We start from the raw sequence: 25,942 nt of genomic DNA on the forward strand, positions 1-25,942 counted from the left end.
GTCCGAGCGAGCATGCACGAGACCGTCATCGAACTGCTCCAGCGCAACGCCGACCACGCCGCGGAGTTCCAGTCGGCGTTTGGCGACGTACAGGACGCCCAGCACCCGGATGCGGTCACAGTCTGTTGCTCAGACTCGCGCGTGCTTCAGGACGCGATGTGGGGCAACGACGAACCCGGACGCCTCTTTACCTGTAGCAACATCGGCAACCGCGTCGTCCAGCGGACCGACGCGGGCGAAGTCGTCTCGGGCGACGTGCTCTACCCTCTCGAACATACCGGCACTGATACCGCGGTCGTCGTCGGTCACACCGGCTGTGGAGCCGTCACGGCGACCTACGACGCGTTGACTGAGGGTCTCTCGGAACCGCCGGGCATCGACCACTGTCTCGACCTGCTGAAGCCCGCCCTCGAAGCAGGCGTCGCGGCGTTGCCCGAGGACATCGGCCGGACCGAGGCGATAAATCGACTCGTGGAGTACAACGTCGATAGGCAGGTCGAGTCGCTGGTCGAGAGCGACGACGTGCCCGCCGACACCGACATCGTCGGCGTCGTCTACGACTTTCAGGACGTGTACGGCGAGCGCCGCGGCGAGGTCCACCTCATCAACGTCGGCGGTGAGACGACTGTCGAGACCCTGCGCGAGGAGCATCCGGACATCGAGGACCGAATCGGGCGGCTCTGGGCGTACTGAGAAAGCGTCGGCATCTGGGGAGTCACCGTTGGCGCGTTTCGCGCTGTTCGGTCTCGTTCAGGACTCAGAATGGCTTTCCCCCCAAAGTTCTTAAAATACTCTTCACCATGACATTGTAATGCAACATCCCTCGTCCAACTCTCCGAAGAGAGAATCCTCGTTGGTCCATTTCCTTTTCGTCTGGTTTCTCGTCGGTTCGTCGTTCTTCGGTCCCGGATGGAACATAGCCGATGCCGCCCCTGTCTCGATTCCTATCTCTTCGATGGAAGTCGGATTGCTCTTCGGAACGGTCGTCGTCGCCGTACTCTGGGTAGCAGGGTTCCGTCCCTCAATCTCGGCTAGTGGCGGATACTTTATCGCTGAGACGGGGTTGCATTATCTGCTGATTCTCGGTTGGAGCCTGTTTCTTCCCTTCGAGGAGACGCTACCAGTGTGGCAAGACGTTTCGCTTTCTAGCCTCTCGATAGCACTCGCGGCCGCGCTCGTCTTCACCAGTACGGGAAGGCAAGCTCGTCACTTCATCTGGAAGCACGGACGGAAGCTTGTCAAAACGTCTCCGACATAAACCCATAGCTAGCCGGAGAGGGGTGTAGCAATTCCTGCTACCGCGTTTCGCGCTGTTCGGTCTAGTTCAGATCCTTGCGTTTTGGCGGTTAGAGCGTGTCGAACCAAACAATTACCCGCTGGTCAAGTGGATATCGACAACAACTTGTTCTTCGAAGTCGGAGTCGTCGCTCCAGATGTCGGCGTCGCTGGCCAGCACGCACGCGACGTACAGCAGAAGTTGTTCCGATTTCTCTCCGACGCGCGTTTGAGCCGCCTCGTTGATTCCGTCTGCGAGAGTTGATTCGTTATCACTCTCAAAACGCTATATCCTGAACCATGATCTATCTTTTAGTGGTAAGATTCTTTTCCAGTGGTAACGTAGTATACTCTATGTCAGCAGAGACGGATAGGCAGGGGCGACTGTACATTCCGAAAAAGATTCGAGAGAAGTACGGCCAGAAGTATCACATCGTTATGTATGAGGATAGAATCGAACTAATTCCGGTGGCAGACGACCCTCTCGCCGCGGTCCGCGAAGCCGCAGGTGAGCTTCGTGATACGTCAATCGAGGAGATTCAGGAGGACATAGAGGCAGAGGCGAAAGACGAGGCCGAAGAGGTCGGCGGTGACAGATGACGGTGTACGTCGAGACCGATTTCTTGCTCGCGCTCGCCAAAGAGACTGATTGGCTGCAGGGTTCCGCAGAGGACGCCCTCGCCGAGTACGATGTCGAAACGTCACCGTTCTCGTATCTCGAATTACTTCTCGCCCGAGAACGCTACGAGTTCGACTACGTTCCGCTGGTGGCGAATCTACTCGAACTCGTTCCCGTACGGGACGAGGAGGAGCAACAGGTAGTGCTGAAAGCCGTCAACTACTACGACGAGGGAATGACGCCGTTCGACGCGTTCCACGCGGCGACTGCGGAAACGCGAGGGATGAACGTACTTTCTTCCGAGAAAGACTACGAAGAGATCGAAGTCGAACGAGTCTCACTCGAACCGACCGACGAAGAGTGACTGCCGACTGAAAGAGTACGTACTACTTGCAGTCGCCGTGGGTACACAGCTTACCGCGTTTCGCGCTGTTCGACCTTGTTCAACTCTATCAACAGCCTGAAAATCGCTTTCACCAAGTTGGCGTCCACGTCGAACTGCTCGGCGTTCTCGCCCGCGCGGTCCATCACGCGCTGTTCTTGGTCCTCGTCGGTCGTGGGCATCTCCCGCTGGGCTTTGACCTCCGCGACCGTCTCGGCCACGTAGGTCCGGCGGGCGATGAGTTCGACTATCTCGCGGTCGATGCTTTCGATCTCCTCGCGGAGTTCCGCGAGGCTCATCTCGTCCGGGTGCCGTCGTTCTGTGTCGTCGTCAACCATGTCGTACCATCTCGTTTGCTCCAATGTTCGCGTACCTGTTCGACCGCCGCGCGCTCGCCGACCGCGACGAAACTCGGGCCGGTGCCCGACAGCGAAACGCCCTGCACGTCCGGTAGGGCCTCTAACATCGGGTCCGCCGAGAACCCGAGCGCCGCGGCGAACGCAAAGCCGTTGACCGTCATCGCGTCGCCGTACCGGCCGTCGAGCGCGAGGTCCGCGACGACTTCTGCGACCGGCGCGATGCGCTGGCACCGCTCGGCGTCGGCGTCGGCGCTGTAGGCCTGCTCGGGCGGGGTCCAGACCGCAACGTCCCACTCGACAGGTTCGCGGGCGAGCAGTTCGTCGCTCCGGTTGTCGGTGACGGTGACGCCGCCGAGCATGCTCGCGCTCGCGTCGTCGAACGCGCCGGTGACGGTCACGCCCGCGTCGCGGGCCGCCCGGACGCCGAGTCGGCAGGCCGCCTCGCGGGGCACCTCGTCGGCGACGCCGAGCGCCGAGAGCGTCGCCAGCACGGTGGCGTTCGCGGCGGCACTGGAACTCTTGAGTCCGGCGGCCATCGGAATCTCGCTCTCGGTCCGGACGCGGCCGCCGGAGATATCCGCTACTTCGTCGGCGTACTCCGCGACCCCCAACTCGACACAGCGCTCTATCAGGGTCGTGTCGGCGTCGGGCGCGTCGGCGATTTCGGCGTCGAACGACCCCGAGGCGTCGAGTTCGACCGTCGCGGTCGTCTCGGCGTCGATGGCGAACGCCGACCCCTTCCCGCAGGCGAGCGCGTTGAGTACCGTGCCCGCCGCGGGGGCGGATGCTCGGCCGTCCATGTGCGGGACTCTCTCGCGGGTGGTAATGACGCTGGTGGTTCGCGCAATCGCCGAAACACACCCCTTTTCCCCGACGCCGACGAAAATCCGGGCATGAGCGCACGCAACGACGTGGCCCCCGACACCCTCGGCGTTGAGTTGTCCGAGGACGGCATCGTCGTGGAGTACACCGACGGCCGGGAGGCCTACTACCGCGGGGTTCCGACGAAGGAGTCGGGCACCCTCCGCGCCCAACCCGGCAAACTCGTCCAGATTCTCGTGACGGACCCGACCGAGACCGAGGGCGTGCTGATGTACGTCAACGACCGCAACACCCACGACGACATCCTCGAATCGACCGGCGTCGGTCGGGTAATGCTCGAACCGGGCGAGGAAGAGGAACTGTTCCCCGGCGTCACGGTGCGCGTGGACGGCTACGCCATCGAAGTCGAGGCCGACCCCGAGACGGCCCGCGGCCGGGTGTTCGTCTTCGAGGAGGACGAACTCGGCGAACAGTCCTACGAAATCGTCAACGAGGACTAAGAGGCGAAAATATGCCACTACCGAAACGCTGGCAGACGCTGAACCGGCCGACGGTCGGCTCTGCGCCCGAGCAGTACGGCGTCTACGAACTCGGCGAGGACGGCGACGTGCTAGAAGTCGGGTGGGGCGTCCTCCGCGACGAACTCAAGGACGCGCTGGCCTACGGGTCGGGCGACGAAGTGCGCTGGAAGACCTGCCAGACGAAGGCCGAGGCGCGCGAGTCGGCGAATGAACACCGCGAGCGCGCCGGGTTGTAGGGTCGAGTGGCGTAGGTCGGGTGACTTTTTCCGGGAGGCGCGAGGGTCGGTTCTCTTTTCGGCGCGCGCTGGCGCGACGCACGGCGGCGTCGCGCCAACCGCGCGAGGTCTGCACGAGCGAAGCGAGTGCAGGCTCGTCAGAGCTTGCCTCTGGCGGTGGATGACCGAGCGACTGGAAGGAGCGACCGAAGAGGTTGGGGAGGTGTGAGGCCTGCGGTTGCGGTGCAGTACTGTGCGGTCATGATTGGCGTCGGCAATAGCTAGCTCTACCACGTCTTCCACTTCTGAGCAACCTCTCCGTCGTCTCCCACTCCGAGACCGACACGGACCACGCAAAACTCCTGAACCCACAGGACGACAACCCCACCACGCACACCCCCGACGAACCACCGAGCTACTGGATGTACGAGGGGTCTTCGTGGTCGCAGTTGGCTTCGTGTTGCTCGGCGTCCTCCTCGTCGTCGAACATCATTCCACAGCCCTCGCACTTGTACCACGTCATCTCGTCGCGTTCGGTTGTGACGACCATGTTCGTGGATACACCGGACGAAAGTAAATCGTTTACCCCGGATAGCGGGCCGTCGGCGTCTCGATTGGATACCCGTCATCGTTCCACAGGGGAACCCTCAATACGGACGAGCAACGAGAGGGTGTCATGAACGCGAAGGGTTCGGCCGCAGTCGAACTCACCGTACAGGGCGCAGAGAAGCGCGACGCGGGCCGGGGAATCGCGCGCGTCCCCGAATCCGCCCGGTCGGCGCTGGGCGTCCTGAGCGGCGACACCGTGGTCGTAGAGGGCGAGCGCGACACCGTGGTCAAGGTGTGGCCAGCAGGAACCGACGTAGAGCGCGGGGTCCTCCAAGTGGACGGCGAGACGCGCGCCAACGCCGGAGTCAGCATCGGCGACACCGTGACCGTCCGGCAAATTTCGGTCGCCGACGCCCAGTCGGTGACGCTCGCGCCGACCGCGACGTTCGACCCCGACGACCGCGAGACGCTAGAAACCGCGCTCAAGCGAACGCTCAGAGACCGGCCGGTCAAAGAGGGCGAGCGCGTCCGCATCGAACGCCTCGGGGACGGCGGGACCTTCCACGTCGGGGGGACCGACCCCGACGGCGTGGTCCGCGTGACCGACGACACCGCGGTCAGGGTCGCGCTGTCGGGGAGTTCCGGCGCGGCCGGGACGAGCGCCGACTCCGAATCCGGGAGCGTTTCCATACCGATTGGGGGCGACGACGGCGCGGGCGACGACGCCCCGACGAAGCCGACGGGCGCGACCTACGAGGACATCGGCGGTCTCGAAGAGGAACTCCGGCGGGTCCGCGAGATGGTCGAACTGCCCCTCTCGAACCCCCAACTGTTCCGACGACTCGGCATCGACCCGCCGAAGGGCGTCCTGCTCTATGGCCCGCCCGGCACCGGGAAGACGATGATAGCGAAGGCGGTCGCCAACGAGGTCAACGCCCACTTCATCACGGTTTCCGGGCCGGAAATCATGAGCAAGTACAAGGGCGAGAGCGAGGAGCGCATGCGGGAGGTGTTCGAGCAGGCCCGTGAGAACGCCCCGACAATCGTCTTCTTCGACGAGATAGACGCCATCGCGGGCGAGCGAGACGAGGACAGCGACGTGGAGAACCGCGTCGTCGCCCAGATGCTCTCGATGATGGACGGGCTGGAGTCCCGCGGCGAGGTTGTGGTCATCGGCGCGACCAACCGCGTGGACGCCATCGACCCCGCGCTCCGCCGAGGCGGGCGCTTCGACCGCGAAATCGAAATCGGCGTGCCCGGCGAGGCGGGCCGCCGCGAGATTATGGACGTTCACACCCGCGGAATGCCGCTGGCAGAGGATTTGGACCTCGACAGACTCGCGGCCAGCACGCACGGGTTCGTCGGCGCGGACCTCCACACGCTCTCGACGGAGGCCGCAATGGCGGCGCTCCGGCGGGCGCGCGACGCCGGGGCCGACGAAGAGGAGCTGATGAACGTCGAAGTCACCCGCGCGGACTTCGAGAGCGCGATGGCCTCCGTGGACCCCTCGGCGATGCGGGAGTTCGTCGCCGAATCGCCCGAAATCGACTTCTCGGCGGTGGGCGATTTGGACGAGGCCAAGCAGACGCTGACCGAGGCCGTCGAGTGGCCGCTGGCGTATCGCAACATCTTCGAGAAGACCAACACCGAACCGCCGACGGGCATCCTGCTCCACGGGCCGCCCGGCACGGGCAAGACCCTGCTCGCGCGGGCGCTGGCGGGCGAGAGCGACGTGAACTTCATCCACGTTGACGGCCCGGAACTGCTGGACCGCTACGTCGGCGAGTCCGAGAAGGCCGTTCGGGAAATCTTCGACCGCGCGCGGCAGGCGAGTCCCGCAATCGTGTTCTTCGACGAGATCGACTCCATCGCGGGCGAGCGTGGGGGCGGGATGGGCGGCGGCGCGGAAGTCAGCGAGCGGGTCGTCTCCCAACTCCTGACCGAGATGGACGGTCTCGCCGAGAATCCCAACATGGTCGTGCTGGCCGCGACCAACCGGCGGGACGCGCTCGACCGCGCACTCTTGCGCCCCGGCCGACTGGAGGAACACATCGAGGTGCCCGCGCCCAACGAGGCGGGTCGCCGCGCGATTCTGTCGGTCCACGCCGACGACAAACCGCTCGCCGACGACGTGAGTTTAGACGACCTCGCCGCCGAGTTGGAGGGGTACACCGGCGCGGACTTGGAGGCGGTCGTCCGCGACGCCTCGATGCGCGCGATTCGGGAGGCCGCGGACGCGTGGGGCGTCGAACAGGCCGACCGGAACGCCGACGAGATCGAAATCGGCCGGAAGCACTTCGACGCCGCCGTCGAGAAGCTCCGGCCGACGCTCGACTGACCGCCGAGTGACTGTCGGCAAGAACGTTCAAACTGGCGCGGACAGTAACCCGAACCGGTGGGGAACGAATGAACATCTCCGACGCGGTTACGACCGAATACGTTGATGTGAACCCCGGCACGAGACTGGGGAAGCTCCGAGGCATGTTCGACGAGGACCGGAGCCTCGACGCCATCGTCGTCCGGGGCGAGGGGAAGTTCGACGGACTGGTCACGCGCAACGAGCTGGTGAGTTCGCACCGCGACCCCGACACGAAGGCCCAGTCGGTGGTGCGCAACCCGCCGAAGATATCTCGGACCGAGGACGTGCGCGAGACCGCGCGGTTGATGGTCGAGAACGGAGTGAAACTGCTGCCCGTGTTCGAGGGCGACGCGTTCCGGGGCGTCGTGAGCGCGACTGGTCTCCTACAGACGGTTCACGACAACCTCGGCGCGCTCGACGTGGCCGACGTGTACGCCTCGGAACTGCTGACGGTCGGTCCCGACGAAAGTCTCGGCGAGGTCATTCACCTAATTCGGACCCACAGGTTCACTCGCGTCCCGGTCGTGGACGGCGGCGAGGCGGTCGGCATGATAAGCCTCTTCGACCTCGTGGAGTTCACGACGAGAGAGACCAAACAGGAACAGGGCGGCAACAGCGATGCCACCGACTCGTTCGGCGGCGGCGTCTCCAAGAGTCAGGGTCGCACGCACGGCGGCTGGGGCGAGCGCTCGGGGGTCGAGGGGCGACTGCTGAACCTGCCAGCGCGCGATGTGATGAACTCACCCGTCGCAACGATAACGCCCGACGCGGGTCTCGACGAAGCGCTCGACGCGATGCTGGAGCGGGGCTACTCGTCGCTGGTCGTCGTCCCCGAGGAGTCCGCCGAACCCGCGGGCATCGTGACCGAGACCGACCTGCTCCGGGCGCTGACGTGGACCGAGGACGAGCAGTACGACGTGCAGGTGTTCGGCGTCGATCTGATGGACGACCTCTCGCGCGCGGACGTGGCAGACCGAATCGAGGAAATCGACGGCAAGTACCAGAAGATGGACGTGCTGGAGGCCAACGTTGTCTTCCACCGCCACAAGGAGAAGCTACGGGGGACGCCGCTCCTACAGGCCACGATTCGGCTGTTCACCGACGAGGGGTTGTTCTCGGGCACGGGCGAGGGGTACGGCGCGAAGGCGTCGTTCGACGAGGCCGCCAGCATCCTCGAAGAGAACGCGCTGTCGGACAAGGAGCGCAAGTCGCCGAGAAACCGGACCGAACGGGAGCGCGAGCGGACCGCCGAACTCCTCCGGTGGTGGCGCATCGGCGACGTTTCCGAGGGGTAGGAGGCGAGCGCCCCAATCGAGCGAGAAGCTACTATTTTAAATTACCCAGTGAAAAATCAACACCGGTGTTGTTCATAAATTTTCATAGAAGTTAAACTAGTGTGATACACAGTGACAATCGAGATGCCCGAAGAGTCGCTCCAGTCCGCTTTCGAGACGCCGCGGGCCGCTTCCCCGGTCGAGGACCGTCGCCGCCGACACCTCACTGACGCCGACGAGTCGGCGAGCGAAGCGGTCGTCGCCGCGGTCGCAAACGCCGAAGACGCCGACGCGGACGCGCTCGCGCCGCTTGAGGACTGCCTCGACACCGAAAGTCTCGACTCGCTCGTGGACACGAAAACCACACCGCCCGCTGGCGGTCTCATCTTCACGCGAACCGAGGAGTTGGCCACGGAGATAGAAGTCTCGTTTCGGTACGCGGGCTACGACGTGACGGTCTCGGAGAGCTACGTCCTGCTGGAGTAGTCGCTCGCGGGCGACGCCGGGGCGACTCGACTCCAGTCTCTTCGTCAGCTTCGGTATGTAAAAAAGCGATTTGAGCCTACGGAAGGTCCTTTGAACTGGCCCGGCAACGGTGAGGTATGAACCGACGCGAACTCCTCCGTCGCGGCAGTGCGATAACCGCCCTCATCGGTCTCGCTGGCTGTATCGGCAGTTCACCCGGTTCGAGTCCGGACGAAACCACGACCGACCCCGCCACGACCACGTCGCCCGAGGAGTTCTCGGGCGTCCGGTCGGACGACGACGACCCCTTCCGGACGATTTCGGTCGGCGACCGCGAGTCGGTCGCGTTCCCCGACAACAACCGGGTCCGCGACGTGCGCGTCTGGAACGACGCCGACGAGAGCCGCAAAATCGACGTTGAAGTGTCTCGAAGCGCCGACATCGTCGTGGACCGGACAATCGAGTTCGCGGCCGACGCCTACCTCGCAATCGACCTGAACGAACCCGCGGACTACGACATTGCGGTCGGTCTCGCCGACGGCGAGACCACCACGTTCACCGTCGAGCGAAGCCAGTTCGACTGCAACGACGCCGGAACCGACGTGGGTGTCATGCCGGATGGCCGGGTCGAAACCTTCGGCGACTCGACGGCGATGGGTTGTCCCGGTCCGAGCGTTGCCGACAGCGCGCTCTCGACGGGGCAGGGCGAGTGCGGGAAGGCCCACAGCGCGAGCGTCACATTCGACGGCGAGACGGTCGCAGTCGAAGGGCGAGTCAAAACGCCGACGCCCCAATCGGACCTCGAACTCGGGGCCGCGAACTACGACGCGGACGCCGACGCGCTGACCGTCCGAGTGAGCGACGCCGGAAGCGGTTCCGAAATCGGCAACCAGTGCATCGGCGAGGTCCCCTACGAGGCGACCGTGGACTTCGAGAACGCGCTCCCCGCGGCGGTCGCCGTCGTCCACGAGAGCATGGACGAGACGGTCGAAGTGACGCGAACCGAGCGGTAGACCGCTTTTTCTCCGGCCTGACTCGTCTCGGACGGCGACGGGCGCGCTTACCGCGACTTGGGTCCGAGCGCGGTCGTCGGCGACGCCGCGGGTTCGAGCGATAGCCGAGAGAGGCTATCGCACTTCGACATCGACGCGACCCTATACCACTCGCCGAGTCGTATCTCCGGGAGCGCGTTCCCAGCGCGGGTCGTCGTCTCGTCCTGCATCGCAGCCTCGGTCGCAGTCGCCGAGACCGTCGGTGGGACGAACAGCCCCTCGTAGCCGAATTGAATGTCGCTCCGGTAGGCTCGGACGACGAACGCCGCGAACTCCCGCGACCCGCCGTCGAGGCACGTCGCTGGAATCGTCTCCGTCGCGGGGTCGTCCTCCGCGGTTCGTAGCCGAGACTCCACGCGGAAGCGGTCGCCTTGCTGTAGGTCGTAGCTGAACGCATACGCGCTCTCGGCGTCCTGCGTCGTCGTTCGCTGGTCGTCCGTCGTCCGCTCGCCGTCGGTCGTCTGCTGGTTCGCGGTCGCCGCGGTCCGGTCCGCCCCGGATGCGCCGCCCGCCGACCACCCGAACGCGACCAGTCCCGCGACTGCGCCCGCCCGGAGGAAGTCGCGCCGACGCCGCGATTCACCCTCTCCCATGCGATACCTCCCGTCGGTCCGGAAGTTATAGCGGTCCGACCGTTCACACCGTTCACGCCCGCGCGAGTCCGATAACTGGCGTTACGCCGCCGAAAGCGACGATTTCCGGTCAGTCCCAGAACGATTGGGTTCGAGCGTACTGGCGCTCTTGGGCCAGAATGTCGCGGTAGAACTCGTCTTCGTCCTCGCGTAACTTGGCGATGATTCGGGCCGCATTCCGGGGACCGACGCCGCGGGCCGCAAGGGCTATCACGGCCTGCTTGCCGTGGCTCTGGACGAGGCTCGCGGCCTTGTGCGCCCGGCGAGTCATCTTCTCCTGCTCGTCGTCCTTCTCGGACGCACGGACGGCCTTCACCACCTCGTCGGCCCACGGGTTCAGCGCGGCGATGCGTGTCGAGTCGCACTCGGGACACTCCGGTCCGTCGCGGACGCGCCGGACGGGTTTCTTGCGCTTCCAGTCCTCGCAGTGGAGACAGAACAGGATGACCTCGTCGTCCCGAATCCTGTCTTTGACCGTCTGGATGACGCTCGCGTCGGCGTTCTCGGGCGCGAGCAGTTCCCGGCCCGACGAGCGCCCGCCGGACCCGACCGGGGTGCGCCCGCCCGTGGTGACGACCTCGATGTCGTCTGAGTGGATTCGCCGCAGGACTTCGGCGGTCTCCTCGACCGCGAGGTCGTCGTGAAACACCTCCCGAACCGCCTCGTCGTACATCGGCGTGTCTTCGAGCGCGGCCATCAGCCGCGAGATTTGAGGTCCGCCCGAACTGCCCTCCCACGTCCGGAGCGTCCCGAACTTCGCGGCGACCTGCGAGAGCTTGAACTTCAACGAGTCGGAATGTTTGAGGCTCAACTCGATGATTGCCTCGACGTGGTCCGGGTCGGTCTCTTCGAGGACCGCCGCGACTGCCTGCCCGTTGACCTTCGCGGGCACGTCGAGTTCGATGCGGTAGGGGTCCACGTCGAGACCGACCGACGACCCCGTGCGCTGGCCCACCAGCGACGAGAGGACCCGCCCGAGCGTTTCGTTGACCTTGTGGCCGAAACACGAATTGACGACCACGGTGTTGGCGGCGTGTTCGATTACGATTCGGTCCGCGGTGGGGAGCGGAGACTCGGTCTCGGCGTGGCGGTCGAGTTGCGAGAGCGCCTCGCTCGCGGTGTACTCGTCTGTCGGGTAGCGGTTCGTGAACTCCGTCGCAACGCCCTCTCGGGGTGCGCCGCGCTCGAACTGCGGTCCCGCGACGGCGCGCATCTCGCCGACCTCTTGGGCTACGTCGGAGGGGACCGGAATCTCTTGACCGACCCACGAGGGAATCTCGCCGCCGGGGTCCTCGATTGGCGAGACCTTGACAGTCTCTTCGTCGTCGTCAACCTCCGTGATTCGCCACATCTCGCCGCGCTGGACGAATATCTCGCCGGGTTGGGCGAAGTTGACGACGAACCGCTCGTCGAGGGTTCCGACCTGCGACCCGCTGGCGATGTCCTCGACGGCGTACTTCTGCTCGTCGGGAATCATCGAGAGGTTGGCGTAGAAGTATTGCCACGTTTGACTCGACTTTTCGATTCGGTCTTCCTTCTCGTCCAGCCAGACGAGACGATTGCCCTTCAACTCGCGGCAGACCGCCTTGAACTCCGACTCCGAGAGGTCCCGGAAGGGGTAGGCGCGGGTCACGATGTCGTAGGCCCGCATCGCCGAGAGGTCGCCGAAGTCCATCACTAACCCCACGATTTGGTTCGCCACGGTGTCGAGACTGCCGTCGTGAATCTCGACGGTCTCCACGTCACCCTGCTTTGCCCGGCGCGCGATGGCCAGCGCTTCGAGGGTGTCGTCGGGGTGTTTGGTGATGACGGTTCCGTGCGATATCTCTTCGCTCCGGTGGCCCGCGCGCCCAACGCGCTGGAGCAGGCGCGCGACCTCGCGGGGACTCGAATACTGGACGACGTGGTCGATGCGGCCCACGTCGATGCCCAACTCCATCGAGGAGGTACAGAGCAGAGCGTCTAACTCCCCGGCCTTGAAGCGGTCCTCCACGTCGATGCGGGTCTCTTTCGACAGCGACCCGTGGTGGACGCCGACGTTCGCGTCCAACTGCTTGAACCGCGACCCGAGGGCTTCGGCGGTCTGGCGCGTGTTGACGAAGACGAGCGTCGAGTCGTGGTCTGCGACCACCTCCAGAATCGCCCGGACGTGGCTGGCGACCGACTCGTCGGTGGCGAGTTCGCCCGCGAGTCGCTCGTCCTCGTCGGTAATCGCGGGTTCGCTGACCTCGAACTCGACTTTGCTCCCCACGTCCACCTCCACGATTTCGCAGTCCTCGCCGCCGGTCAGAAAGCGCCCGACCTCGCCGGGGTCGCCGACCGTCGCCGACAGACCGATGCGCTGGAAGTCGCCCGCGAGTTCGCGCAGGCGCTCCAAGCCGACGGTCAACTGCGCGCCGCGCTTGGCGCTGGCGAGTTCGTGGACCTCGTCAACGACGACGTGATGCACGTCTTCGAGGGCCGTCCGGAGTTTCGAACCAGTTAACATCGCTTGCAGGGTCTCGGGCGTCGTCACCAGCACGTCCGGCGGGTCGTTTGCCTGCTTCTGGCGCTGGTAGTCGGTGGTGTCGCCGTGGCGCACGTCCACGTCCAAATCCAACTGTTCGCCCCACCACTCCAATCGCTGGCGCATGTCCCGGTTGAGGGCGCGAAGCGGCGTGACGTACAGCGCCGAGATACCGAACCGAGGACCGTTCTCGGCCTGGTTGCTCGCAACGGCGTCGAGAACCGGCAACATCGCGGTCTCGGTCTTGCCAGTCCCAGTCGGTGCGATGACCAGCGCGTGGTCGCCGCGAGCGAGCGGCGGGATAGCCCGTCGCTGTGGCTCGGTCGGCGTCGAGAAGCCGCGTTCGGAGAGCGCCGCCCGCACCTGCTCGCCGAGTCGTGCGAAGGCCGCAGAACCCGCGGCCCGTTGGTCGCTCATTGGTCGTTTTTAGCGGGGAGACGGTCATAAGCACGTTGCCTGTGAAATCCGACGAGTCGGTCCGAGAGCGTTTGTCAGGCCGCGAATTTTATAGTACCAGATTTTTGAACCGGTGGGCGATACGAATAGATTCTGAGCCACCCAGCGACGGGAGCGTCGAGCGCGACCCACATTACTTCGCAAAAAAGTAGAACCCCGACGCCCTCGAACCACTCGGTCTATTTCCGAACGTGTTCGGGGGAAATTATAACCCCGAGACGCGCCCATCTTCGTCCGTCGCCGGTCCGGTTCGACCGCGAATAGAGTTACGACTATCGCACGGTCGCCGACCCCGGCGGCCAGGACGGAAATACACGGATGTCTTCAGAAGAAACCCTCTACCATCGGTTAGGCGGCGAAGAACAGATCTCAAGCATCGTTGACGACTTCTACGAGCGCGTCCTCGACGACGAGTCGGTCGCGGGCTTCTTCGACGATGTCGATATGGCGGCCCAACGCGCTCACCAGACGCAGTTCCTGAGTGCGGTCGCTGGCGGGCCGGTCGAGTACGACGGCGCGGAGATGCGCGAGGCCCACGAGGGTCTCGGTCTCGAACAGGAACACTTCGCGGCGATTGCGACTCATCTCGAAGCCTCGCTCCGCGAGTTCGACGTATCGGACGAGGCCGTCGAAGACATCATGTCAGAGGTCGCGGCACTCGAAGACGATATTCTCGTTCGGTAGCCCCGACTTCCGGCGAAGGTTTTTCTCCCGAAACGGCGAAGCAGTTCCATGGAGACCGAAGTTCACTTCCGGGAGACCCAGCGGTTCGACCAGTTGTGGCTCTGGGGACTGCTCGCTCTGGGCGCTCTTGCGGACCTCGTTGCCCTCGCGCGCCGGAATCGCGACCTCCGCGAGACCGCTCGGCGACTCGCGGCGCTCGGTGCCGCCGCGCTCTTCCTCCGAGTCGCTACTCTCCGGACCGAAGTCCGGGACGACGGCGTCTACGTCAACTTCGCGCCGTTCCACCGGTCGGACAAGCGCGTGCCCTTCTCGGACCTCGCGGACGTGCAGGCGACGGGCTACAGCCCCCTGCGCTACGGCGGGTGGGGCATCCGGTGGAGTCCGAGCGGTATCGCCTACACCGTCAGCGGTCGGAGCGGCGTCCGGTTCGAGCGCACCGGCAGGAAGTCGGTGTTCGTCGGGTCCGACCGACCGGACGAACTCGTCGGAGCGGTCCAAGAGGCGAGCGAGCGGACTGTCTAAGAGAAATCGGTCTGGCGGCAAAGCGCGTTTTTTGGGAGCGAACTACACGTCCTCGTACGCGCCCAACCGCGTCCCGTCGAGCAGATACGCCTGCCCGTCGGCCAACCCGGCGGGCAGGAACGGGGCCAGAAACTCCTGTCCCGCGACGTTGACCCACGTCTTGCCTACGAGGTCGTTGAACGCCGGGAAGACGACGATTTCCGCGCCGGGCCGCGGTTCCGTTCCGCGGTCGGCGAAAGCGTCCGCGGCCAGCGACCCCCGGAGCCAGACGCGCTCGGCGCGGCTTCCGCCGACTTCGTCTTCCAGTCGCACCGCGGGGTGTTCGTGGCCGACGCAGACCACCTCGCTGTCCAGCACCTCGGGCGCGGGCCACGTATGGCCGTGGACGAACCCCACGTCGCCGAGTCGGACCCCCGCGCCGTCAGTCACGTTGAGGTCGGCCCACGACTCTATCGCGCCGTCGTGGTTGCCCTTGACGAGCGCGGCGGCCACACCGCGCTCGTCTAAGCGTTCCAGCAGGACCTCGATTTCGCCGCGCTCCGCGCCGCCGGGGTCGCCGATGGCGTGCATCAAATCGCCCAGAAAGACGACCCGCTCGGCGTCGGTCCGGGCGACCAGCGCGAGGAGACGCTCGCGGCGCTCGCTCGCGTGGCTGTCGAGCGAGACGCCCTCCGCGCGGAGCGCCTGCTCGACGCCCGCGTGGAAGTCCGCGATCACCAGCGCGCGCTCGCCAGCGAGGTCGGCGAGCGCGGCCGGTTCGCCGGGAACCGGCTCCACGAGGCTCATCAGATAGGCTTGAGCGTCTCCTCGCCCGACTCGTAGCACCGACCGGCCATCAGCGCGGCTTCGAGCGCGTCCTCCACGTCGGCTGGCGTCACGTCGTACTCCTGCACCACCGCCGCCAGCAGTGTGTCGCGTTCCACGCCGTCGCCGTCGTTCAACTCGCGCATCTCGTCCATCACGGTGTCTTCGAGGTTCGCGGGCGCTTCCTGCTCGCCATCGTCGGTCGAGTCGGTGTCGGCCGTCTCGGCCGGGGTTTCGTCGGCCGCGCCTGCACCGCCTTCGTCGGTCGCGTCGGCGGCGTCCGCGTCGGAGACGCCTCCGAAGTCGCCGAGGTCGTCGCCAGCGGCCGAGTCGCTTCCCGAATCGGGGTCGCTATCGAGTCCGGTCTCCGGGTCGGGCGCGTCGAGGTCGGACTCCTCGGGGCTATCGACTTCGGACCCCGAGGAGAATTCGAGACCGTACTCCGCTTCGACCTCCTCGCGCTCCTCGTCGTCGAACTCGTACATCTCGTCGCCAGCGCCAGCGGTGCCGATGTCCGGTCCCTCCTCGTCGCCGTCGGACTCGGCGGTCGTCTCCGACTCCGGCGCGTCACCGAGGTCGGTCTCGGACGCCGAGTCGGTCGGTTCCGCAGTGTCAGAGTCGTCCGCGGTTTCGGTCTCGTCCGACGGGTCCGCCGTCGCCGTATCGAGGTCCGCCTCGCCCGCCTCGCCGTCGGTCAGCGAGTAGTCGAGGTCCACGTCGGTCTCGTCGCCGCCCTCGCCGGGCGCGAGTTCGAGCGGACCGACCTCGTCGGCCGAGAGTTCACCCGCGACGACCCGCGCCGAATCGAGCGCGAGGTCCCACACGTCGGCGAGGTAGGCCGTCGTCGTCCCGTAGTGGTCGAGCGCGAGCGGGATGCCCGCCGCGAGTCCCGAGTCCGCGCCGTCGGTCTCCAGCGCGTTCCGGAGCGCGTCGCCGCGCTCGCCCGAGTCGATGGCGTCGGCGAACGTCGAGACCCGCGCGAGGGTCTGCTCGGCGGTCTGGACCACCCAGCGGTCGCGGGTGTCGGCGTCCACGCGGTTGATGGACTCGGGGCGAATCGACGTGAACACGCGGTCGGAGTCGTCGGGTTGGAAGGTTCTGGCTTTGCCCGTCACCGCGACGAATGCGGGCGGGTCGGCGTTCTCCAAGAAGGCCATCTCGTCGGGTTGGTACTGCCCAGCGTAGAGGACGAACGCACCGGTCGGGTCCACGACACGGCCGCGCAACACGTCGTCGCTAACCCGTTCGACCTCGGTCAGAACTCCGACGACGAACAGGCGGTTGATTCGCGCGCCGGTCGGCGTGACCACGTAGTTGGGCGCGCGCTCCTCGTCGCTCTCCGAATAGTCGAAGTCCGAATCGTCGTACTCCGCGGCGAAGACGCGCCACGCGACTTCGCGGCGGCCCGCGCCGCCCTGACTGTCGCCGTCCGAGTCGTTACCCTCGCCGTTCGAACTCATCGAGCCACCTCCGCGAGCAGGTCGGCGGCGCGGTCGGCGGGCGAGTCGCCCGACTGCTCGAACTCCGTCACTTCGAGATTCGCGCCGTAGTCGTCCACCGAGAGGTTCCCGCGGACGCGGTACTCGTGGCCGACGACGCGCTCACGAATCTCATCGGCGACGACTTCCTTGTCCATCGCGTCGCGGGCTTGGGCCTTGGCGTCTTCGATGTCGCCACCGTAGACTTCCTCGGTGCGCTCGGCGTCCAGAACCGCGGTGACGGTGCCGGTGCCGTCGTCAACGATGGCTTTCACGCGCAGGTCGTCCTCGCCGTCCACGTCCCCGTGGCTTCGACACTGGCCGTTCTGCGTGACTCGGCCACAGTCGGGACAGCGCTCGATGAGGCCCGACCCGTCGCGGACCGCAACGACGCTTCCGAGGACTTCAACGTCGTAGGCACCGCCGGTCTCGACGGCCTCCCGGACGGCCATCCGCGTGCCGGTGTCGCTGATAGCCAACTCGCGGTCGAGGGGCGAGACCTCGGTGAACTCCGAGAGGTTGACCGAGGGGACCCCGCGAAACTCCCGGACGTACACGTCTTCGAGGCGCAGGGTCGCGCCCTCGGCGAGTTCGGGCCGGGCCTCCCAGTCGGTGAACGGGAGGCGGGCGCTCTCGTCGGCGAGGACGCCGCTCTTGATTTCGGTCTCGCCGTCGCGGCCGTCGATGACTTTCTGCTCGACCTCGACGACTTCGACATCGAGAGTGATGCCGCGGTCGCCGGGGTCGAGTGCTTCGAGGTCCGACTCGCCGCCGACGGGGTAGGGAACCTCGATGGCGTCCTCGAAGGCGACGTTGGTACTTTCGCCGAGGTTCAGTTCGGGTTCGCCCTCCCACTCGCGGACGCCAGCGTTGCCCGCGGTGATGGTGTCACCAGCCGAGAGACCGAAGTCTTCCCACGCGGTGTAAGAGATTTTCCCGGTCTCGTCGGCGAGTTCGCCCTCGTGGATGACTTGCTCGTTTCCCTGATACCGAATCGAGCGCTGCCCGACCGTCAGCACCGTCGCGGTGACGGTGACGTTGCTGTCCTCGGTGGACACGTCGGCGATATCGGCTTTCGAGGGACCGCCGGAACCGCCGCCGCCGTCGCCGTACTTGCGCCGCAGGCTCTGCTTGGCCTCGTCCACGGGGACGCTGTACTCCACTAAGTTCTCGAGGTCCGCCTTGACCTCCTCCTTGTCAACGCCGAGGTCGGAGGCGAGGTCCTCGGCATGGTCGTCCAAACTCATCACTGGAACTTTGCCCGGACGGATTAAAAGTGTTCGTCACGGAAACCGAACCGCGATTGGCGCACGAATCGACACCGCGAGCGCCCGACGCCTCACTCTCGGCGCACCGGCCACTGGAACGACAGCGAGAACGAGGCGTTCCGGTACTCCAAGACCGCCCAGACCAGCAGGGTCAGCGCGAGCAAGAGTGCGAGCGCGCCGTCGATCATCCCCATCCAGACCGGGAGGACGAACGAGATGCTGTTCGAGACCTTTCGAGGCGTGAATCCCGCGACCGAAGTCGTCTCGGAGGCGTTCGGGACCGAATCTGCGCCGCGCGAGTCGAGACCCGCCGCGGCGGCGCTCGGCCCGCCCGCGCTCTCGTCGCCCGTGCCGAGTCGTTCGAGTTCGTAGGGCGCGTAGAACTCCGCGCTCCAGACCGTCTCGCCGGTCTCGTTGACTTCCAGCACGCGGTGGGCGTTGGTGTCCGCGATGAGCGTGTTGCCGTTGGGCAGGCGGTCGGCGTCGCGGGGCCACTTCATCTCGTCGTCGCTCCAGACCCACGACTGCTCCCAGGACCCGTCTTCTCGCTGGTACTCGACGATGCGGTCGTTGAGCGAGTCGGCGACGATGGCCGCCGGGCCGCCGTTCGACTCGTTGATGTAGTCGGGGTTGTGCTGTTCGTAGAGGATGTCGTGGGCACCGTCCTCGCCGAGCGTCCAGTTGCCCTGCACGCCCGTCTCGGGGTCGATGAAGGCGACCGCGTCCTGATTCCGGAGGCTGGTCATGATTCGGCCGTCAGCGAGTTTCTCCACGTCGTTGAGATGCGCCCAGTCTGCGGGGTAGGGACCGCCGCCCGAGATGGGGTAGGCCTGCTTGGTTGACCACTCCCACGTCGTCATGCCCGTTGTGGTGTTGACGACGTAGATTTCGTCGGTGTTGATGGCCCCGACGAGCAGTCGGTCCTCCCCGAGGCGGTCCACGTCGTGCCAGTTGGCCCCGCGGTCGGCGGGGATGATTCGGGAGTAGACTCGCTCGATGTCGCCGGTCGAGAGGTTCAGACGCTCGACGGCCGAGACGGTACACTTGCCGTCGCAGTCGTCGCCCTCGTAGTTACGTTCGGCGACGTACTCGACGGTCATCTCGGTCCCCGTCACGGGGTCTACGTCGAAGTAACCGTGGAAGGTGTCGTTGTGATAGAGGACCCTCCCGTCGGGACCGAACGCGACCAGTGCGGCCGACTCGCCCTTCATGCCGTGTCCAGCGACGACGGTGACGTTGTCGCGGGTCGGCACGACCTGCGTTCGCTCGTCGGCCGGGAGGTCGGCCTGTTGTGCGTAGGTCGTCACCGCGGCGTTGGCGGGCGAGGAGACGTAACTATACCCGAGCGTGCTGGCGCAGACGAGGACCACGAGGGCGAAGGCGACACGGTAGCGGCGCACACCTCGAACTACACGCTCGGCGACATAAATCGACCGAAAGCGGTTTTCGGGCCGACCCGCTACCGGGAGTATGCGCGTGGTCGTCAACGCCGCGATGAGCGCCGACGGCAAACTCTCCTCGAAGCGCCGCGAGCAGATAGCCATCAGCGGCCCGGCCGACTTCGACCGGATGGACGCGCTCCGCGCCGGGAGCGACGCGGTCATGGTCGGCGTCGGCACGGTTCTGGCCGACGACCCGCACCTCACGCTGGACGACAGCGAGCGACAGGTCGCCCGCAGGGAGCGCGACGAACCCGCCCACCCGATGCGGGTCGTCGCCGACTCTCGGGCGCGGACGCCGACCGACGCCCGAATTTTGGACGACGCCGCGACGACCTACGTCCTCGTCGCCGAGTCCGCGCCCGCCGAGCGAATCGAGGCGCTGGAGACCGCGGGCGCGCGACTCGTCACCGCTGGCGACGAGCGCGTGGACCTGTCGAGCGCACTCTCGTCGCTGGAGCGAGAGGGCGTCGAGCAACTGATGGTCGAGGGCGGCGGCGAACTCATTTTCTCGCTGTTCGAGGACGGACTGGCCGACGAACTCCGGGTGTTCGTCGGGTCGAAACTCATCGGCGGCCGCGACGCGCCCACGCTGGCAGACGGCGAGGGGTTCGTCGCGGAGTTCCCGGAACTCGACCTCGAAGACGTAGGACGGGTAGACGACGGCGTGCGACTGCGGTACGCGGTCGTCTGAGAGCGACGGAGGGCCGAAAGTGTCGAGACGGGGGAGAGTTCTATGACGCCTCCAACCGGTCGATGGCGAGCATGTGGCCGGTCCGCTGGCCGTGGTCGATGAGGACCTTTGCGGGTTTCGAGTCGTCGGTCCCCTGCACGACGCGCTCAAACGAACAGTCCCGACAGCGAACCCGAATCCGTGTTTCTCGCTCGTCCATCTCCGGCATCGGGACGTATTTCACAGGCATTCGGGGAGTCACTGTCCCCTGCCATGTAAACTGTTTTTAACCACCGGCGGGAGAGAATCCTCTCGACGGGTTTCGGGACGCGTCGCTCCGCGTCGAAACGTCGTCGAAAAGATAGCTCGGCGGACGATCAGTTCCGAGCGATTAGTGGGAGTGGCCGGTCATCTCGCCGAACGTCTGGCCGAAGCGCTCCTCGAACAGTTCCATCGTCTTCTCCTCGTTGGCGAGGACTTCGTCGCTGGGTTCCTCGGGCGCGTGGTGGACGAGCGCGTGGGCCTGCTGTGCGAACGAGAGCATCGTCAGGTCGCCAAGTACCGAGGTGTCGGTCTCCGACTCGTCCTCGCGGAGCAGGTCAACGACGCCTTTCGGAAGCGTCAGGTCTTCGGTCTCGCCCTCGGGCGACTCGATGGTGTACGTTACCGTCTCGACTTCGGTGTCAGTCATACCTTTCTCTTCCGGAGGCAAACGTAAAGATGTGAGGATGTGGAGTCGGGCGGGAGGATGCGGAAACGGGCGGCGTCGTCTCAACGGACGGTGTAACGGGGTTCGAGACGGAGCATCGACCGGACCGGGTTTCGGTTCAAAACACTTTTGACTGACTAGTCAGTAAGTTCGCGTAGAGAATGGATGCAGAGACTTCCGAACAGATGATGGAGGCGACGTACCGTGCCCTCTGCGAACACGGCTACGCCGACCTGACGATGCAGCGGATAGCCGACGAATCGTCCGTCTCGAAGGCGACGTTTCACTACCACTTCGACACGAAAGAGGAGTTGCTGAACGCGTTTCTCGACCACCTGCTGGCGCAGTTCGAGGGACGACTGGCCTGCGAGGCGAGCGACCCGCGGGAACGACTCGACACCCTTCTGGAGGCGATATTCTCGCGCGCCGAGGACAGTTCCCCCATCGCGCTCATCGAACTGAAGGCCCAGTCTCCGTATCACGACACCTACCGCGAGCGGTTCGTGGAGATGGACGACCGACTGCGAGAGGTCATCGCCAGCGCCGTCCGCGACGGCATCGAGTCGGGGCAGTTCGACGACGCCGACCCGGAGAAGGTCGCGCGGTTCATCGTCACGGCGATAAACGGCGCGCACGTCCGGGAAGTCGCGCTCGGTGAAGCCCCGAGCGAGACCCGACGGCTGGTCGAGGAACATCTCGAACATGAACTGGGACGCACGCCGGAGGTGGCCGCGTGAACTTCTTCAAGGGACAGGAGGAACTCGAACTCACCGAGGGCAACATCGTCAAGCCGCTCATCTACCTCTCGCTCCCCATCGTCGTCACGAACCTGATGCAGACGGCGTACAACCTCGCCGACACGTTCTGGCTCGGCCAATACTCGACGGAGGCGCTGGCGGCGATTAGCTTCGGCTTCCCGATGGTGTTCCTGCTTATCTCGCTCGGGATGGGACTGTCGGTGGCAGGGAGCGTCCTCGTCGCCCAGCACACCGGAGCCGACGAGACCGAGCAAGCCGAGTACGCCGCCTCCCAGACGGTCTCGTTCGCGTTCATCGCGTCGGTGATTCTCGGTGCGGTCGGCTACCCGTTCGTCCGGCCGTTCCTCGACTTCCTCGGGGCCTCGCCGGAGGTCCTTCCGGGCGCGACGGCCTACATGCAGGTCATCGCGCTCGGTCTCCCGTTCATGTTCGGGTTCTTCGTGTTCATCTCGCTCATGCGCGGCGCTGGCGACACGATTACCCCGATGTTCGTGATGGGCGGGACGGTCGTTCTCAACGTCATCCTCGACCCGTTCCTCATCAACGGGTGGAATATCGGACCGCTGGCAGTCCCCGAGCTCGGTATCGAAGGGGCCGCCATTGCGACGGTGTTCTCCCGGAGCGTGGCGATGTTGGTCGGTCTCGCCATCATGCTCGCGGGGAATCGCGGCATCCAGATCAACCTCGAAGACATGCGACCGGACTTCGAGTATCTGCGGAAGATTCTCCAAATCGGCATCCCCGCGAGCATCGAGGGGACCGGCCGCGCGCTCTCGATCAACGCGCTCCTGATAATCGTCGGCCTGTTCCCGACGACCGTCGTCGCGGCCTACGGTATCGGCACGCGGGTGTTCTCGGTCATCTTCCTCCCGGCCATCGCCGTCGCGCGCGGCGTCGAGACGATGACCGGCCAGAACATCGGCGCAGGGAAGTACGACCGCGCGGCGAAGGCGAACTACGTCGCCGCGAAGGGTCTGTTCGTCGTCCTCGCGCTCGCTGGCGTCCTTATCTTCCTGATTCCGACGCCCATCGTCGCGGTGTTCACCAACGACCCCGAGGTGCTGGCGGAAGGCGCGACCTTCCTGCGGTACGTCGCGCTCTCGTTCGGCTTCATCGGCATCATGCGGGCGTTCACCGGCGGACTCCGCGGCGCGGGCAAGACGATGGTCGCCGCCGTGATCTCCATCGTGACGCTGGCCGGGATTCGACTTCCGGTCGCCTACGTCGCCTCGCAGTTCCGTCTCCAGATTCCGTTCGTCCCCACTGACGCCATATTCGGCGTCAGGGGTATCTGGATCGCGTTCTTCATCTCGAACGTCTCGGGCGCGATTATCGCGTACCTGTGGTTCTCGCAGGACACATGGCGCGACGGGGACGTTCGCGGCACGCCCAGTCAGGGAGCCGTCGATTCGGACGACGGCGATGCGGCGATTTCGGACGACTAACCGGCCGTCGCGTTTCTTTGCGGAAAAAGAGATACCGCCACCGGACGACGGTCGAACGCTGGTCAGCGTTCGCCCGGCTTCCCCGACGGGACAGCGCAAGGCTACCCGTCGTTCGTCTCGGTTGCGTTCACGATGACCTGTTCGGTCGTCTCCACCGCGGTCGTGGTTTCGTCGGACGGCGTCGTCGTTTCGTCCAGCGTCGTCGTGCCGTCCGATGTCGCGGTCGTTCCGTCCGGCGCGGTGGTCGTAGCGCCGTCGGCCGGAGGAGTCGTCTCGGTCGTCGTGGTCGTTTGCGTCGTCGTCGGTTCCTCGGTCGTGTCCGTCTCCGTCGTCGTTTCTTCGGTCGTCGCCTCGGGTTGGGTCTCGGTTCCACCTTCTTCGGTCGTCTCGTCTCCCGCATCCTGCCCGGCCGCTTGGCCAGCGCCTCGCCGTATCCGCGCTTCGAGCAGTTGGAGCGAATTGCTGAAGAAGATAGCGTCGGTGGTGAACGAGTAGGTTTGGCCCTCCTCCAGCAGACCCTCTCGCAGGAAGACGAGGTTGTAGTTACCGAGTCCACATTTCTGTTGGTCAACGAGGTATCCGTTCCAGTCCGTCGGGTCAACGACCGCGCCGTCGCCTCGGTCGGGGTTTGCCGGGTCCACGTAGCCCAGAATCTCGTTGACTGTCGGCTGTTGGATTCGGCTCACCACTCGGAACCCGATGCCGGGCCGGTAGTCATCGACAAAGACGAGTCCGGTGTTCGGTTGCTGCGCGTTCTCTTGCATCATGTCCTCCGTGGCGATTTCGCGGCGTCCTCTCGACCGGGGTCGCGCGGCCCATCGCCGACGAGTTCCGAACGCCGAACGACCGCGGATGCACTTCCCCGACCTCCGTTCATCATGGACTGGTCATGTTTCCGCCGCCACCGCCACCACCATTACCGCCGCCACCGCCGCCGGTGCCCTGCTGTATCTCCGATTCGAGCAGGCCCAGTTGGTTGCTGAAGAAGACGGCATTAGTGGTGAACGAGTACGTCGTTCCCTGTTCGAGCAGACCCTCCCGCAGGAAGATCATCTCGTAGTTGCCGGGACCACAGCCCTGATAGTTGATGATGTAGCCGTTCCAGTCGTCCGGATCGACGACTGCACCGCTACTTTGGCCGGGGTTGGCCGGGTCCACGTAGCCGAGGATTCCCTCGACCGTCGGCTGCTGAAGCCGACTGACCAGCTGGAACCCGACGCCGGGCTTGTAGCTATCGACGAAGACGAGTCCGGTGTTCGGTTCCTGTGCGTTCTCCTGCGCGCCGGTGCTTCCGCTACTGGCGAGTCCGAGCGCGACCGCGCTCGACGCCAGCGCACCCTTTTTCATGAACGACCGCCGCGAGTCGTCGGTCTCTTCCGTGTTGTCTTCTCGTGGCATAGTTCTCTCTCGCCCCTGTGGGGGCATCCGTAGATGCGATTAACTAATTGATAAAAAAGCACGACCGTTCGGTCGGCAACGGATTCTTTCGATTTCGGAAATTAATATTACAGGATTCTCGTAGCCTGTATTAGGAGTTACGGGGGGGTATGCGGTTGTTTACCACGACTCGGTTCGGCGGAGGCGGCGTCGTTTCCCGCCGAAGCGACACACCCTCGGTAGCAGTTCGCCGACCGGCCGCATTATTCGGCGTTATAGCGCTCTAGCACGAGAATAACCCCGTGAACGGTCGGGAGACTATATCCTCCGATGCAAAGTGTGTTCTCACACATCATGTATACCCGAAAAATACGGTGTTACGAGGTGAGGGCACGATGACGCCGAGTGGCGGCCGACGCCGGACGGCGGCGATAGTTCTCGTTACCGCACTCGTCGTTTCGGGAGCGGGCGTCGTCGTGACCGGCGCACCATCCTCCGCCGACGAGTCCGCCGCGCTTCAGGAGACGACCACGACGGCGGAGCCAACAGCGAGCGTTTCGCTCGAAAATCTCTCGTCGCCCGAACGAGTCAGCGCCGGAACGAACTACACCGTCTCGGCGACCGTCGTCAACCGGGGCGACGAACTGGTCACGGAGCAGGTCAGCTACCGAATCACCGGCAACGTCATCGCGGCGACGTTCGTTGACGTACCCGCCAACGAGACGAGACCGGTGCAGTTCAACGTCACGGGAGAGGACACCGCCGGGTTCCCCGCGGGGACGTTCACCCACGGCGTGTTCGTCGGCGACGCCGCGGTAACTGCCAACCTGACGCTGGTAAACGAGACTGCCGAGACCACGACCGAGGCGACACCCGCAGAGAACGAGACGACCATCACGTTCGAGCGCCAGACCTCGAACGGGAGCGCGGTCACCGTGCAGTCGGTAACCATTCCGGAAGGCGGCTTCGTCGTCGTTCACGACAACGGCGTCGTCGAGGGAGAAGTCGTCGAGAGCATCCTCGGCGTCTCCGACTACGTGGAACCGGGCGCACAGGAGAACGTGACGGTGGAACTCGACCCGTCGCTCACCCAGTCTCAGCAACTCGTCGCAATCGCGTACCGCGATTCGAACGACAATCAGGAGTTCGACTTGGTGACCTCAAACCGGACGGCCGACGGGCCGTACACCCAGCCGGATTCGAGGGAAGCGGTCAACGGAATCGCCGTCGTGGACGTGACCGACGGATCGACCAACGAAACGACCGACGGAACAAGTAACGAGACGACTCAGGCCTAAC

At 65.2% G+C, this 25,942-nt stretch carries 30 protein-coding genes; 16 read left to right on the forward strand and 14 right to left on the reverse strand.

Annotation, left to right across the window (positions count from 1 at the left end):
* Positions 1-12 precede the first annotated feature (12 nt).
* Positions 13-693 (forward strand): carbonic anhydrase, encoded by a 681-nt coding sequence (locus EP007_RS01375; protein ID WP_128475939.1) that lies wholly within the window; start codon positions 13-15, stop codon positions 691-693.
* Between the two features lie 118 nt (positions 694-811).
* The gene (locus tag EP007_RS01380; protein WP_128475940.1) at positions 812-1,258 is read left to right on the forward strand and encodes a hypothetical protein; all 447 of its coding nucleotides are present in this window, start codon (positions 812-814) and stop codon (positions 1,256-1,258) included.
* Between the two features lie 111 nt (positions 1,259-1,369).
* Here EP007_RS01380 and EP007_RS18220 read toward each other — a convergent pair whose 3' ends face one another.
* Positions 1,370-1,522, reverse strand: coding sequence for a PIN domain-containing protein (locus tag EP007_RS18220; protein WP_128478472.1), 153 nt, complete (start codon positions 1,520-1,522; stop codon positions 1,370-1,372).
* Between the two features lie 107 nt (positions 1,523-1,629).
* On the opposite strand from EP007_RS18220, the gene EP007_RS01390 reads away from it, so the two are divergent.
* Together EP007_RS01390 and EP007_RS01395 are read left to right on the forward strand one after the other, a co-directional pair.
* Positions 1,630-1,875, forward strand: a complete 246-nt coding sequence (locus EP007_RS01390; RefSeq protein WP_128475941.1) for an AbrB/MazE/SpoVT family DNA-binding domain-containing protein — start codon at positions 1,630-1,632, stop codon at positions 1,873-1,875.
* Positions 1,872-2,258, forward strand: coding sequence for a PIN domain-containing protein (locus EP007_RS01395; protein WP_128475942.1), 387 nt, complete (start codon positions 1,872-1,874; stop codon positions 2,256-2,258). Before EP007_RS01390 ends, EP007_RS01395 begins: the two co-directional genes overlap by 4 nt.
* A gap of 50 nt (positions 2,259-2,308) precedes the next feature.
* On the opposite strand, the gene EP007_RS01400 is transcribed toward EP007_RS01395, so the two are convergent.
* Both EP007_RS01400 and EP007_RS01405 read right to left on the reverse strand, forming a co-directional pair.
* The gene (locus tag EP007_RS01400) at positions 2,309-2,614 is read right to left on the reverse strand and encodes a chorismate mutase (RefSeq protein WP_128475943.1); all 306 of its coding nucleotides are present in this window, start codon (positions 2,612-2,614) and stop codon (positions 2,309-2,311) included.
* On the reverse strand, positions 2,572-3,435 hold the full coding sequence (locus EP007_RS01405) for a shikimate kinase (RefSeq protein WP_128475944.1): 864 nt from the start codon (positions 3,433-3,435) through the stop codon (positions 2,572-2,574). The genes EP007_RS01400 and EP007_RS01405 overlap by 43 nt, the downstream gene beginning before the upstream one ends.
* 93 nt (positions 3,436-3,528) lie before the next feature.
* Between EP007_RS01405 and EP007_RS01410 the strand changes: the two genes are divergently transcribed.
* On the forward strand, positions 3,529-3,957 hold the full coding sequence (locus EP007_RS01410) for a DUF5796 family protein (protein ID WP_128475945.1): 429 nt from the start codon (positions 3,529-3,531) through the stop codon (positions 3,955-3,957).
* 11 nt (positions 3,958-3,968) lie between these two features.
* On the forward strand, positions 3,969-4,214 hold the full coding sequence (locus EP007_RS01415) for a DUF7508 domain-containing protein (protein WP_128475946.1): 246 nt from the start codon (positions 3,969-3,971) through the stop codon (positions 4,212-4,214).
* Between the two features lie 394 nt (positions 4,215-4,608).
* On the opposite strand, the gene EP007_RS18085 is transcribed toward EP007_RS01415, so the two are convergent.
* Positions 4,609-4,743, reverse strand: coding sequence for a DUF7128 family protein (locus EP007_RS18085; RefSeq protein WP_281062929.1), 135 nt, complete (start codon positions 4,741-4,743; stop codon positions 4,609-4,611).
* Positions 4,744-4,869: 126 nt separating this feature from the next.
* Here EP007_RS18085 and EP007_RS01420 point away from each other — a divergent pair, with 126 nt between their 5' ends.
* From EP007_RS01420 to EP007_RS01435, 4 genes are all read left to right on the forward strand, one after another.
* Entirely contained in the window at positions 4,870-7,080 is a 2,211-nt protein-coding gene (locus tag EP007_RS01420; protein ID WP_128475947.1) for an AAA family ATPase, read from the forward strand.
* A 68-nt stretch (positions 7,081-7,148) separates the two neighbouring features.
* Complete coding sequence (locus tag EP007_RS01425) at positions 7,149-8,396, forward strand: CBS domain-containing protein (RefSeq protein ID WP_128475948.1); 1,248 nt, start codon at positions 7,149-7,151, stop codon at positions 8,394-8,396.
* 111 nt (positions 8,397-8,507) lie between these two features.
* Positions 8,508-8,861, forward strand: coding sequence for a HalOD1 output domain-containing protein (locus EP007_RS01430; protein ID WP_128475949.1), 354 nt, complete (start codon positions 8,508-8,510; stop codon positions 8,859-8,861).
* A gap of 116 nt (positions 8,862-8,977) precedes the next feature.
* Entirely contained in the window at positions 8,978-9,853 is an 876-nt protein-coding gene (locus EP007_RS01435; protein WP_128475950.1) for a hypothetical protein, read from the forward strand.
* Positions 9,854-9,900: 47 nt separating this feature from the next.
* Here the strand turns inward: EP007_RS01435 and EP007_RS01440 are convergent, their stop codons facing one another.
* Together EP007_RS01440 and EP007_RS01445 are read right to left on the reverse strand one after the other, a co-directional pair.
* Positions 9,901-10,485: a hypothetical protein gene (locus EP007_RS01440; protein ID WP_128475951.1), complete on the reverse strand. Its 585-nt coding sequence runs from the start codon at positions 10,483-10,485 to the stop codon at positions 9,901-9,903.
* A gap of 109 nt (positions 10,486-10,594) precedes the next feature.
* On the reverse strand, positions 10,595-13,447 hold the full coding sequence (locus EP007_RS01445) for a DEAD/DEAH box helicase (RefSeq protein WP_128475952.1): 2,853 nt from the start codon (positions 13,445-13,447) through the stop codon (positions 10,595-10,597).
* 357 nt (positions 13,448-13,804) lie between these two features.
* Between EP007_RS01445 and EP007_RS01450 the strand changes: the two genes are divergently transcribed.
* Both EP007_RS01450 and EP007_RS01455 read left to right on the forward strand, forming a co-directional pair.
* The gene (locus EP007_RS01450; RefSeq protein WP_128475953.1) at positions 13,805-14,170 is read left to right on the forward strand and encodes a group I truncated hemoglobin; all 366 of its coding nucleotides are present in this window, start codon (positions 13,805-13,807) and stop codon (positions 14,168-14,170) included.
* A 48-nt stretch (positions 14,171-14,218) separates the two neighbouring features.
* Positions 14,219-14,692, forward strand: a complete 474-nt coding sequence (locus EP007_RS01455; RefSeq protein ID WP_128475954.1) for a hypothetical protein — start codon at positions 14,219-14,221, stop codon at positions 14,690-14,692.
* Between the two features lie 42 nt (positions 14,693-14,734).
* On the opposite strand, the gene EP007_RS01460 is transcribed toward EP007_RS01455, so the two are convergent.
* From EP007_RS01460 to EP007_RS01475, 4 genes are all read right to left on the reverse strand, one after another.
* Positions 14,735-15,478, reverse strand: a complete 744-nt coding sequence (locus EP007_RS01460) for a metallophosphoesterase (RefSeq protein ID WP_128475955.1) — start codon at positions 15,476-15,478, stop codon at positions 14,735-14,737.
* A complete protein-coding gene (locus EP007_RS01465) occupies positions 15,478-16,956 on the reverse strand; it encodes a hypothetical protein (protein WP_128475956.1) in 1,479 nt (492 codons plus the stop codon). The genes EP007_RS01460 and EP007_RS01465 overlap by 1 nt, the downstream gene beginning before the upstream one ends.
* Complete coding sequence (locus EP007_RS01470) at positions 16,953-18,221, reverse strand: Single-stranded DNA binding protein (protein ID WP_128475957.1); 1,269 nt, start codon at positions 18,219-18,221, stop codon at positions 16,953-16,955. The genes EP007_RS01465 and EP007_RS01470 overlap by 4 nt, the downstream gene beginning before the upstream one ends.
* 92 nt (positions 18,222-18,313) lie before the next feature.
* The gene (locus tag EP007_RS01475; RefSeq protein ID WP_208023514.1) at positions 18,314-19,642 is read right to left on the reverse strand and encodes an arylsulfotransferase family protein; all 1,329 of its coding nucleotides are present in this window, start codon (positions 19,640-19,642) and stop codon (positions 18,314-18,316) included.
* Positions 19,643-19,712: 70 nt separating this feature from the next.
* Between EP007_RS01475 and EP007_RS01480 the strand changes: the two genes are divergently transcribed.
* Positions 19,713-20,375, forward strand: coding sequence for a 2,5-diamino-6-(ribosylamino)-4(3H)-pyrimidinone 5'-phosphate reductase (locus tag EP007_RS01480; RefSeq protein WP_128475959.1), 663 nt, complete (start codon positions 19,713-19,715; stop codon positions 20,373-20,375).
* Positions 20,376-20,415: 40 nt separating this feature from the next.
* Here the strand turns inward: EP007_RS01480 and EP007_RS01485 are convergent, their stop codons facing one another.
* Positions 20,416-20,604: a hypothetical protein gene (locus tag EP007_RS01485; protein WP_128475960.1), complete on the reverse strand. Its 189-nt coding sequence runs from the start codon at positions 20,602-20,604 to the stop codon at positions 20,416-20,418.
* 141 nt (positions 20,605-20,745) lie between these two features.
* Complete coding sequence (locus tag EP007_RS01490; RefSeq protein WP_128475961.1) at positions 20,746-21,045, reverse strand: DUF7545 family protein; 300 nt, start codon at positions 21,043-21,045, stop codon at positions 20,746-20,748.
* A gap of 179 nt (positions 21,046-21,224) precedes the next feature.
* On the opposite strand from EP007_RS01490, the gene EP007_RS01495 reads away from it, so the two are divergent.
* Positions 21,225-21,800: a TetR/AcrR family transcriptional regulator gene (locus EP007_RS01495; protein ID WP_128475962.1), complete on the forward strand. Its 576-nt coding sequence runs from the start codon at positions 21,225-21,227 to the stop codon at positions 21,798-21,800.
* Positions 21,797-23,266, forward strand: coding sequence for an MATE family efflux transporter (locus EP007_RS01500; RefSeq protein WP_128475963.1), 1,470 nt, complete (start codon positions 21,797-21,799; stop codon positions 23,264-23,266). Before EP007_RS01495 ends, EP007_RS01500 begins: the two co-directional genes overlap by 4 nt.
* Positions 23,267-23,367: 101 nt before the next feature.
* Here the strand turns inward: EP007_RS01500 and EP007_RS01505 are convergent, their stop codons facing one another.
* Both EP007_RS01505 and EP007_RS01510 read right to left on the reverse strand, forming a co-directional pair.
* Positions 23,368-24,030, reverse strand: coding sequence for a hypothetical protein (locus EP007_RS01505; protein ID WP_128475964.1), 663 nt, complete (start codon positions 24,028-24,030; stop codon positions 23,368-23,370).
* Between the two features lie 112 nt (positions 24,031-24,142).
* Positions 24,143-24,664, reverse strand: coding sequence for a hypothetical protein (locus tag EP007_RS01510; protein WP_128475965.1), 522 nt, complete (start codon positions 24,662-24,664; stop codon positions 24,143-24,145).
* A 374-nt stretch (positions 24,665-25,038) separates the two neighbouring features.
* Here EP007_RS01510 and EP007_RS01515 point away from each other — a divergent pair, with 374 nt between their 5' ends.
* Positions 25,039-25,941 (forward strand): DUF7282 domain-containing protein, encoded by a 903-nt coding sequence (locus EP007_RS01515; protein ID WP_128475966.1) that lies wholly within the window; start codon positions 25,039-25,041, stop codon positions 25,939-25,941.
* The last annotated feature ends 1 nt before the right edge of the window (position 25,942 follow it).

Origin of the sequence: Halorussus pelagicus (assembly GCF_004087835.1) — an archaeon.
Lineage (GTDB): Archaea > Halobacteriota > Halobacteria > Halobacteriales > Haladaptataceae > Halorussus > Halorussus pelagicus.

What these genes read in the sequence shown, in the direction of transcription:
- EP007_RS01480 (WP_128475959.1), top strand. Translation starts at nt 19,713, where the DNA reads ATGCGCGTGGTCGTCAACGCCGCGATGAGCGCCGACGGCAAACTCTCC.
- EP007_RS01410 (WP_128475945.1), top strand. Translation starts at nt 3,529, where the DNA reads ATGAGCGCACGCAACGACGTGGCCCCCGACACCCTCGGCGTTGAGTTG.
- EP007_RS01425 (WP_128475948.1), top strand. Translation starts at nt 7,149, where the DNA reads ATGAACATCTCCGACGCGGTTACGACCGAATACGTTGATGTGAACCCC.
- EP007_RS01445 (WP_128475952.1), bottom strand. Translation starts at nt 13,447, where the DNA reads ATGAGCGACCAACGGGCCGCGGGTTCTGCGGCCTTCGCACGACTCGGC.
- EP007_RS01390 (WP_128475941.1), top strand. Translation starts at nt 1,630, where the DNA reads ATGTCAGCAGAGACGGATAGGCAGGGGCGACTGTACATTCCGAAAAAG.
- EP007_RS01415 (WP_128475946.1), top strand. Translation starts at nt 3,969, where the DNA reads ATGCCACTACCGAAACGCTGGCAGACGCTGAACCGGCCGACGGTCGGC.
- EP007_RS01400 (WP_128475943.1), bottom strand. Translation starts at nt 2,614, where the DNA reads ATGGTTGACGACGACACAGAACGACGGCACCCGGACGAGATGAGCCTC.
- EP007_RS01495 (WP_128475962.1), top strand. Translation starts at nt 21,225, where the DNA reads ATGGATGCAGAGACTTCCGAACAGATGATGGAGGCGACGTACCGTGCC.
- EP007_RS01380 (WP_128475940.1), top strand. Translation starts at nt 812, where the DNA reads ATGCAACATCCCTCGTCCAACTCTCCGAAGAGAGAATCCTCGTTGGTC.
- EP007_RS01440 (WP_128475951.1), bottom strand. Translation starts at nt 10,485, where the DNA reads ATGGGAGAGGGTGAATCGCGGCGTCGGCGCGACTTCCTCCGGGCGGGC.
- EP007_RS01405 (WP_128475944.1), bottom strand. Translation starts at nt 3,435, where the DNA reads ATGGACGGCCGAGCATCCGCCCCCGCGGCGGGCACGGTACTCAACGCG.
- EP007_RS01470 (WP_128475957.1), bottom strand. Translation starts at nt 18,221, where the DNA reads ATGAGTTTGGACGACCATGCCGAGGACCTCGCCTCCGACCTCGGCGTT.
- EP007_RS01375 (WP_128475939.1), top strand. Translation starts at nt 13, where the DNA reads ATGCACGAGACCGTCATCGAACTGCTCCAGCGCAACGCCGACCACGCC.
- EP007_RS01455 (WP_128475954.1), top strand. Translation starts at nt 14,219, where the DNA reads ATGGAGACCGAAGTTCACTTCCGGGAGACCCAGCGGTTCGACCAGTTG.
- EP007_RS01420 (WP_128475947.1), top strand. Translation starts at nt 4,870, where the DNA reads ATGAACGCGAAGGGTTCGGCCGCAGTCGAACTCACCGTACAGGGCGCA.
- EP007_RS01485 (WP_128475960.1), bottom strand. Translation starts at nt 20,604, where the DNA reads ATGCCTGTGAAATACGTCCCGATGCCGGAGATGGACGAGCGAGAAACA.
- EP007_RS01490 (WP_128475961.1), bottom strand. Translation starts at nt 21,045, where the DNA reads ATGACTGACACCGAAGTCGAGACGGTAACGTACACCATCGAGTCGCCC.
- EP007_RS01395 (WP_128475942.1), top strand. Translation starts at nt 1,872, where the DNA reads ATGACGGTGTACGTCGAGACCGATTTCTTGCTCGCGCTCGCCAAAGAG.
- EP007_RS01435 (WP_128475950.1), top strand. Translation starts at nt 8,978, where the DNA reads ATGAACCGACGCGAACTCCTCCGTCGCGGCAGTGCGATAACCGCCCTC.
- EP007_RS01505 (WP_128475964.1), bottom strand. Translation starts at nt 24,030, where the DNA reads ATGCAAGAGAACGCGCAGCAACCGAACACCGGACTCGTCTTTGTCGAT.
- EP007_RS18085 (WP_281062929.1), bottom strand. Translation starts at nt 4,743, where the DNA reads ATGGTCGTCACAACCGAACGCGACGAGATGACGTGGTACAAGTGCGAG.
- EP007_RS01515 (WP_128475966.1), top strand. Translation starts at nt 25,039, where the DNA reads ATGACGCCGAGTGGCGGCCGACGCCGGACGGCGGCGATAGTTCTCGTT.
- EP007_RS01450 (WP_128475953.1), top strand. Translation starts at nt 13,805, where the DNA reads ATGTCTTCAGAAGAAACCCTCTACCATCGGTTAGGCGGCGAAGAACAG.
- EP007_RS01460 (WP_128475955.1), bottom strand. Translation starts at nt 15,478, where the DNA reads ATGAGCCTCGTGGAGCCGGTTCCCGGCGAACCGGCCGCGCTCGCCGAC.
- EP007_RS01510 (WP_128475965.1), bottom strand. Translation starts at nt 24,664, where the DNA reads ATGCCACGAGAAGACAACACGGAAGAGACCGACGACTCGCGGCGGTCG.
- EP007_RS01465 (WP_128475956.1), bottom strand. Translation starts at nt 16,956, where the DNA reads ATGAGTTCGAACGGCGAGGGTAACGACTCGGACGGCGACAGTCAGGGC.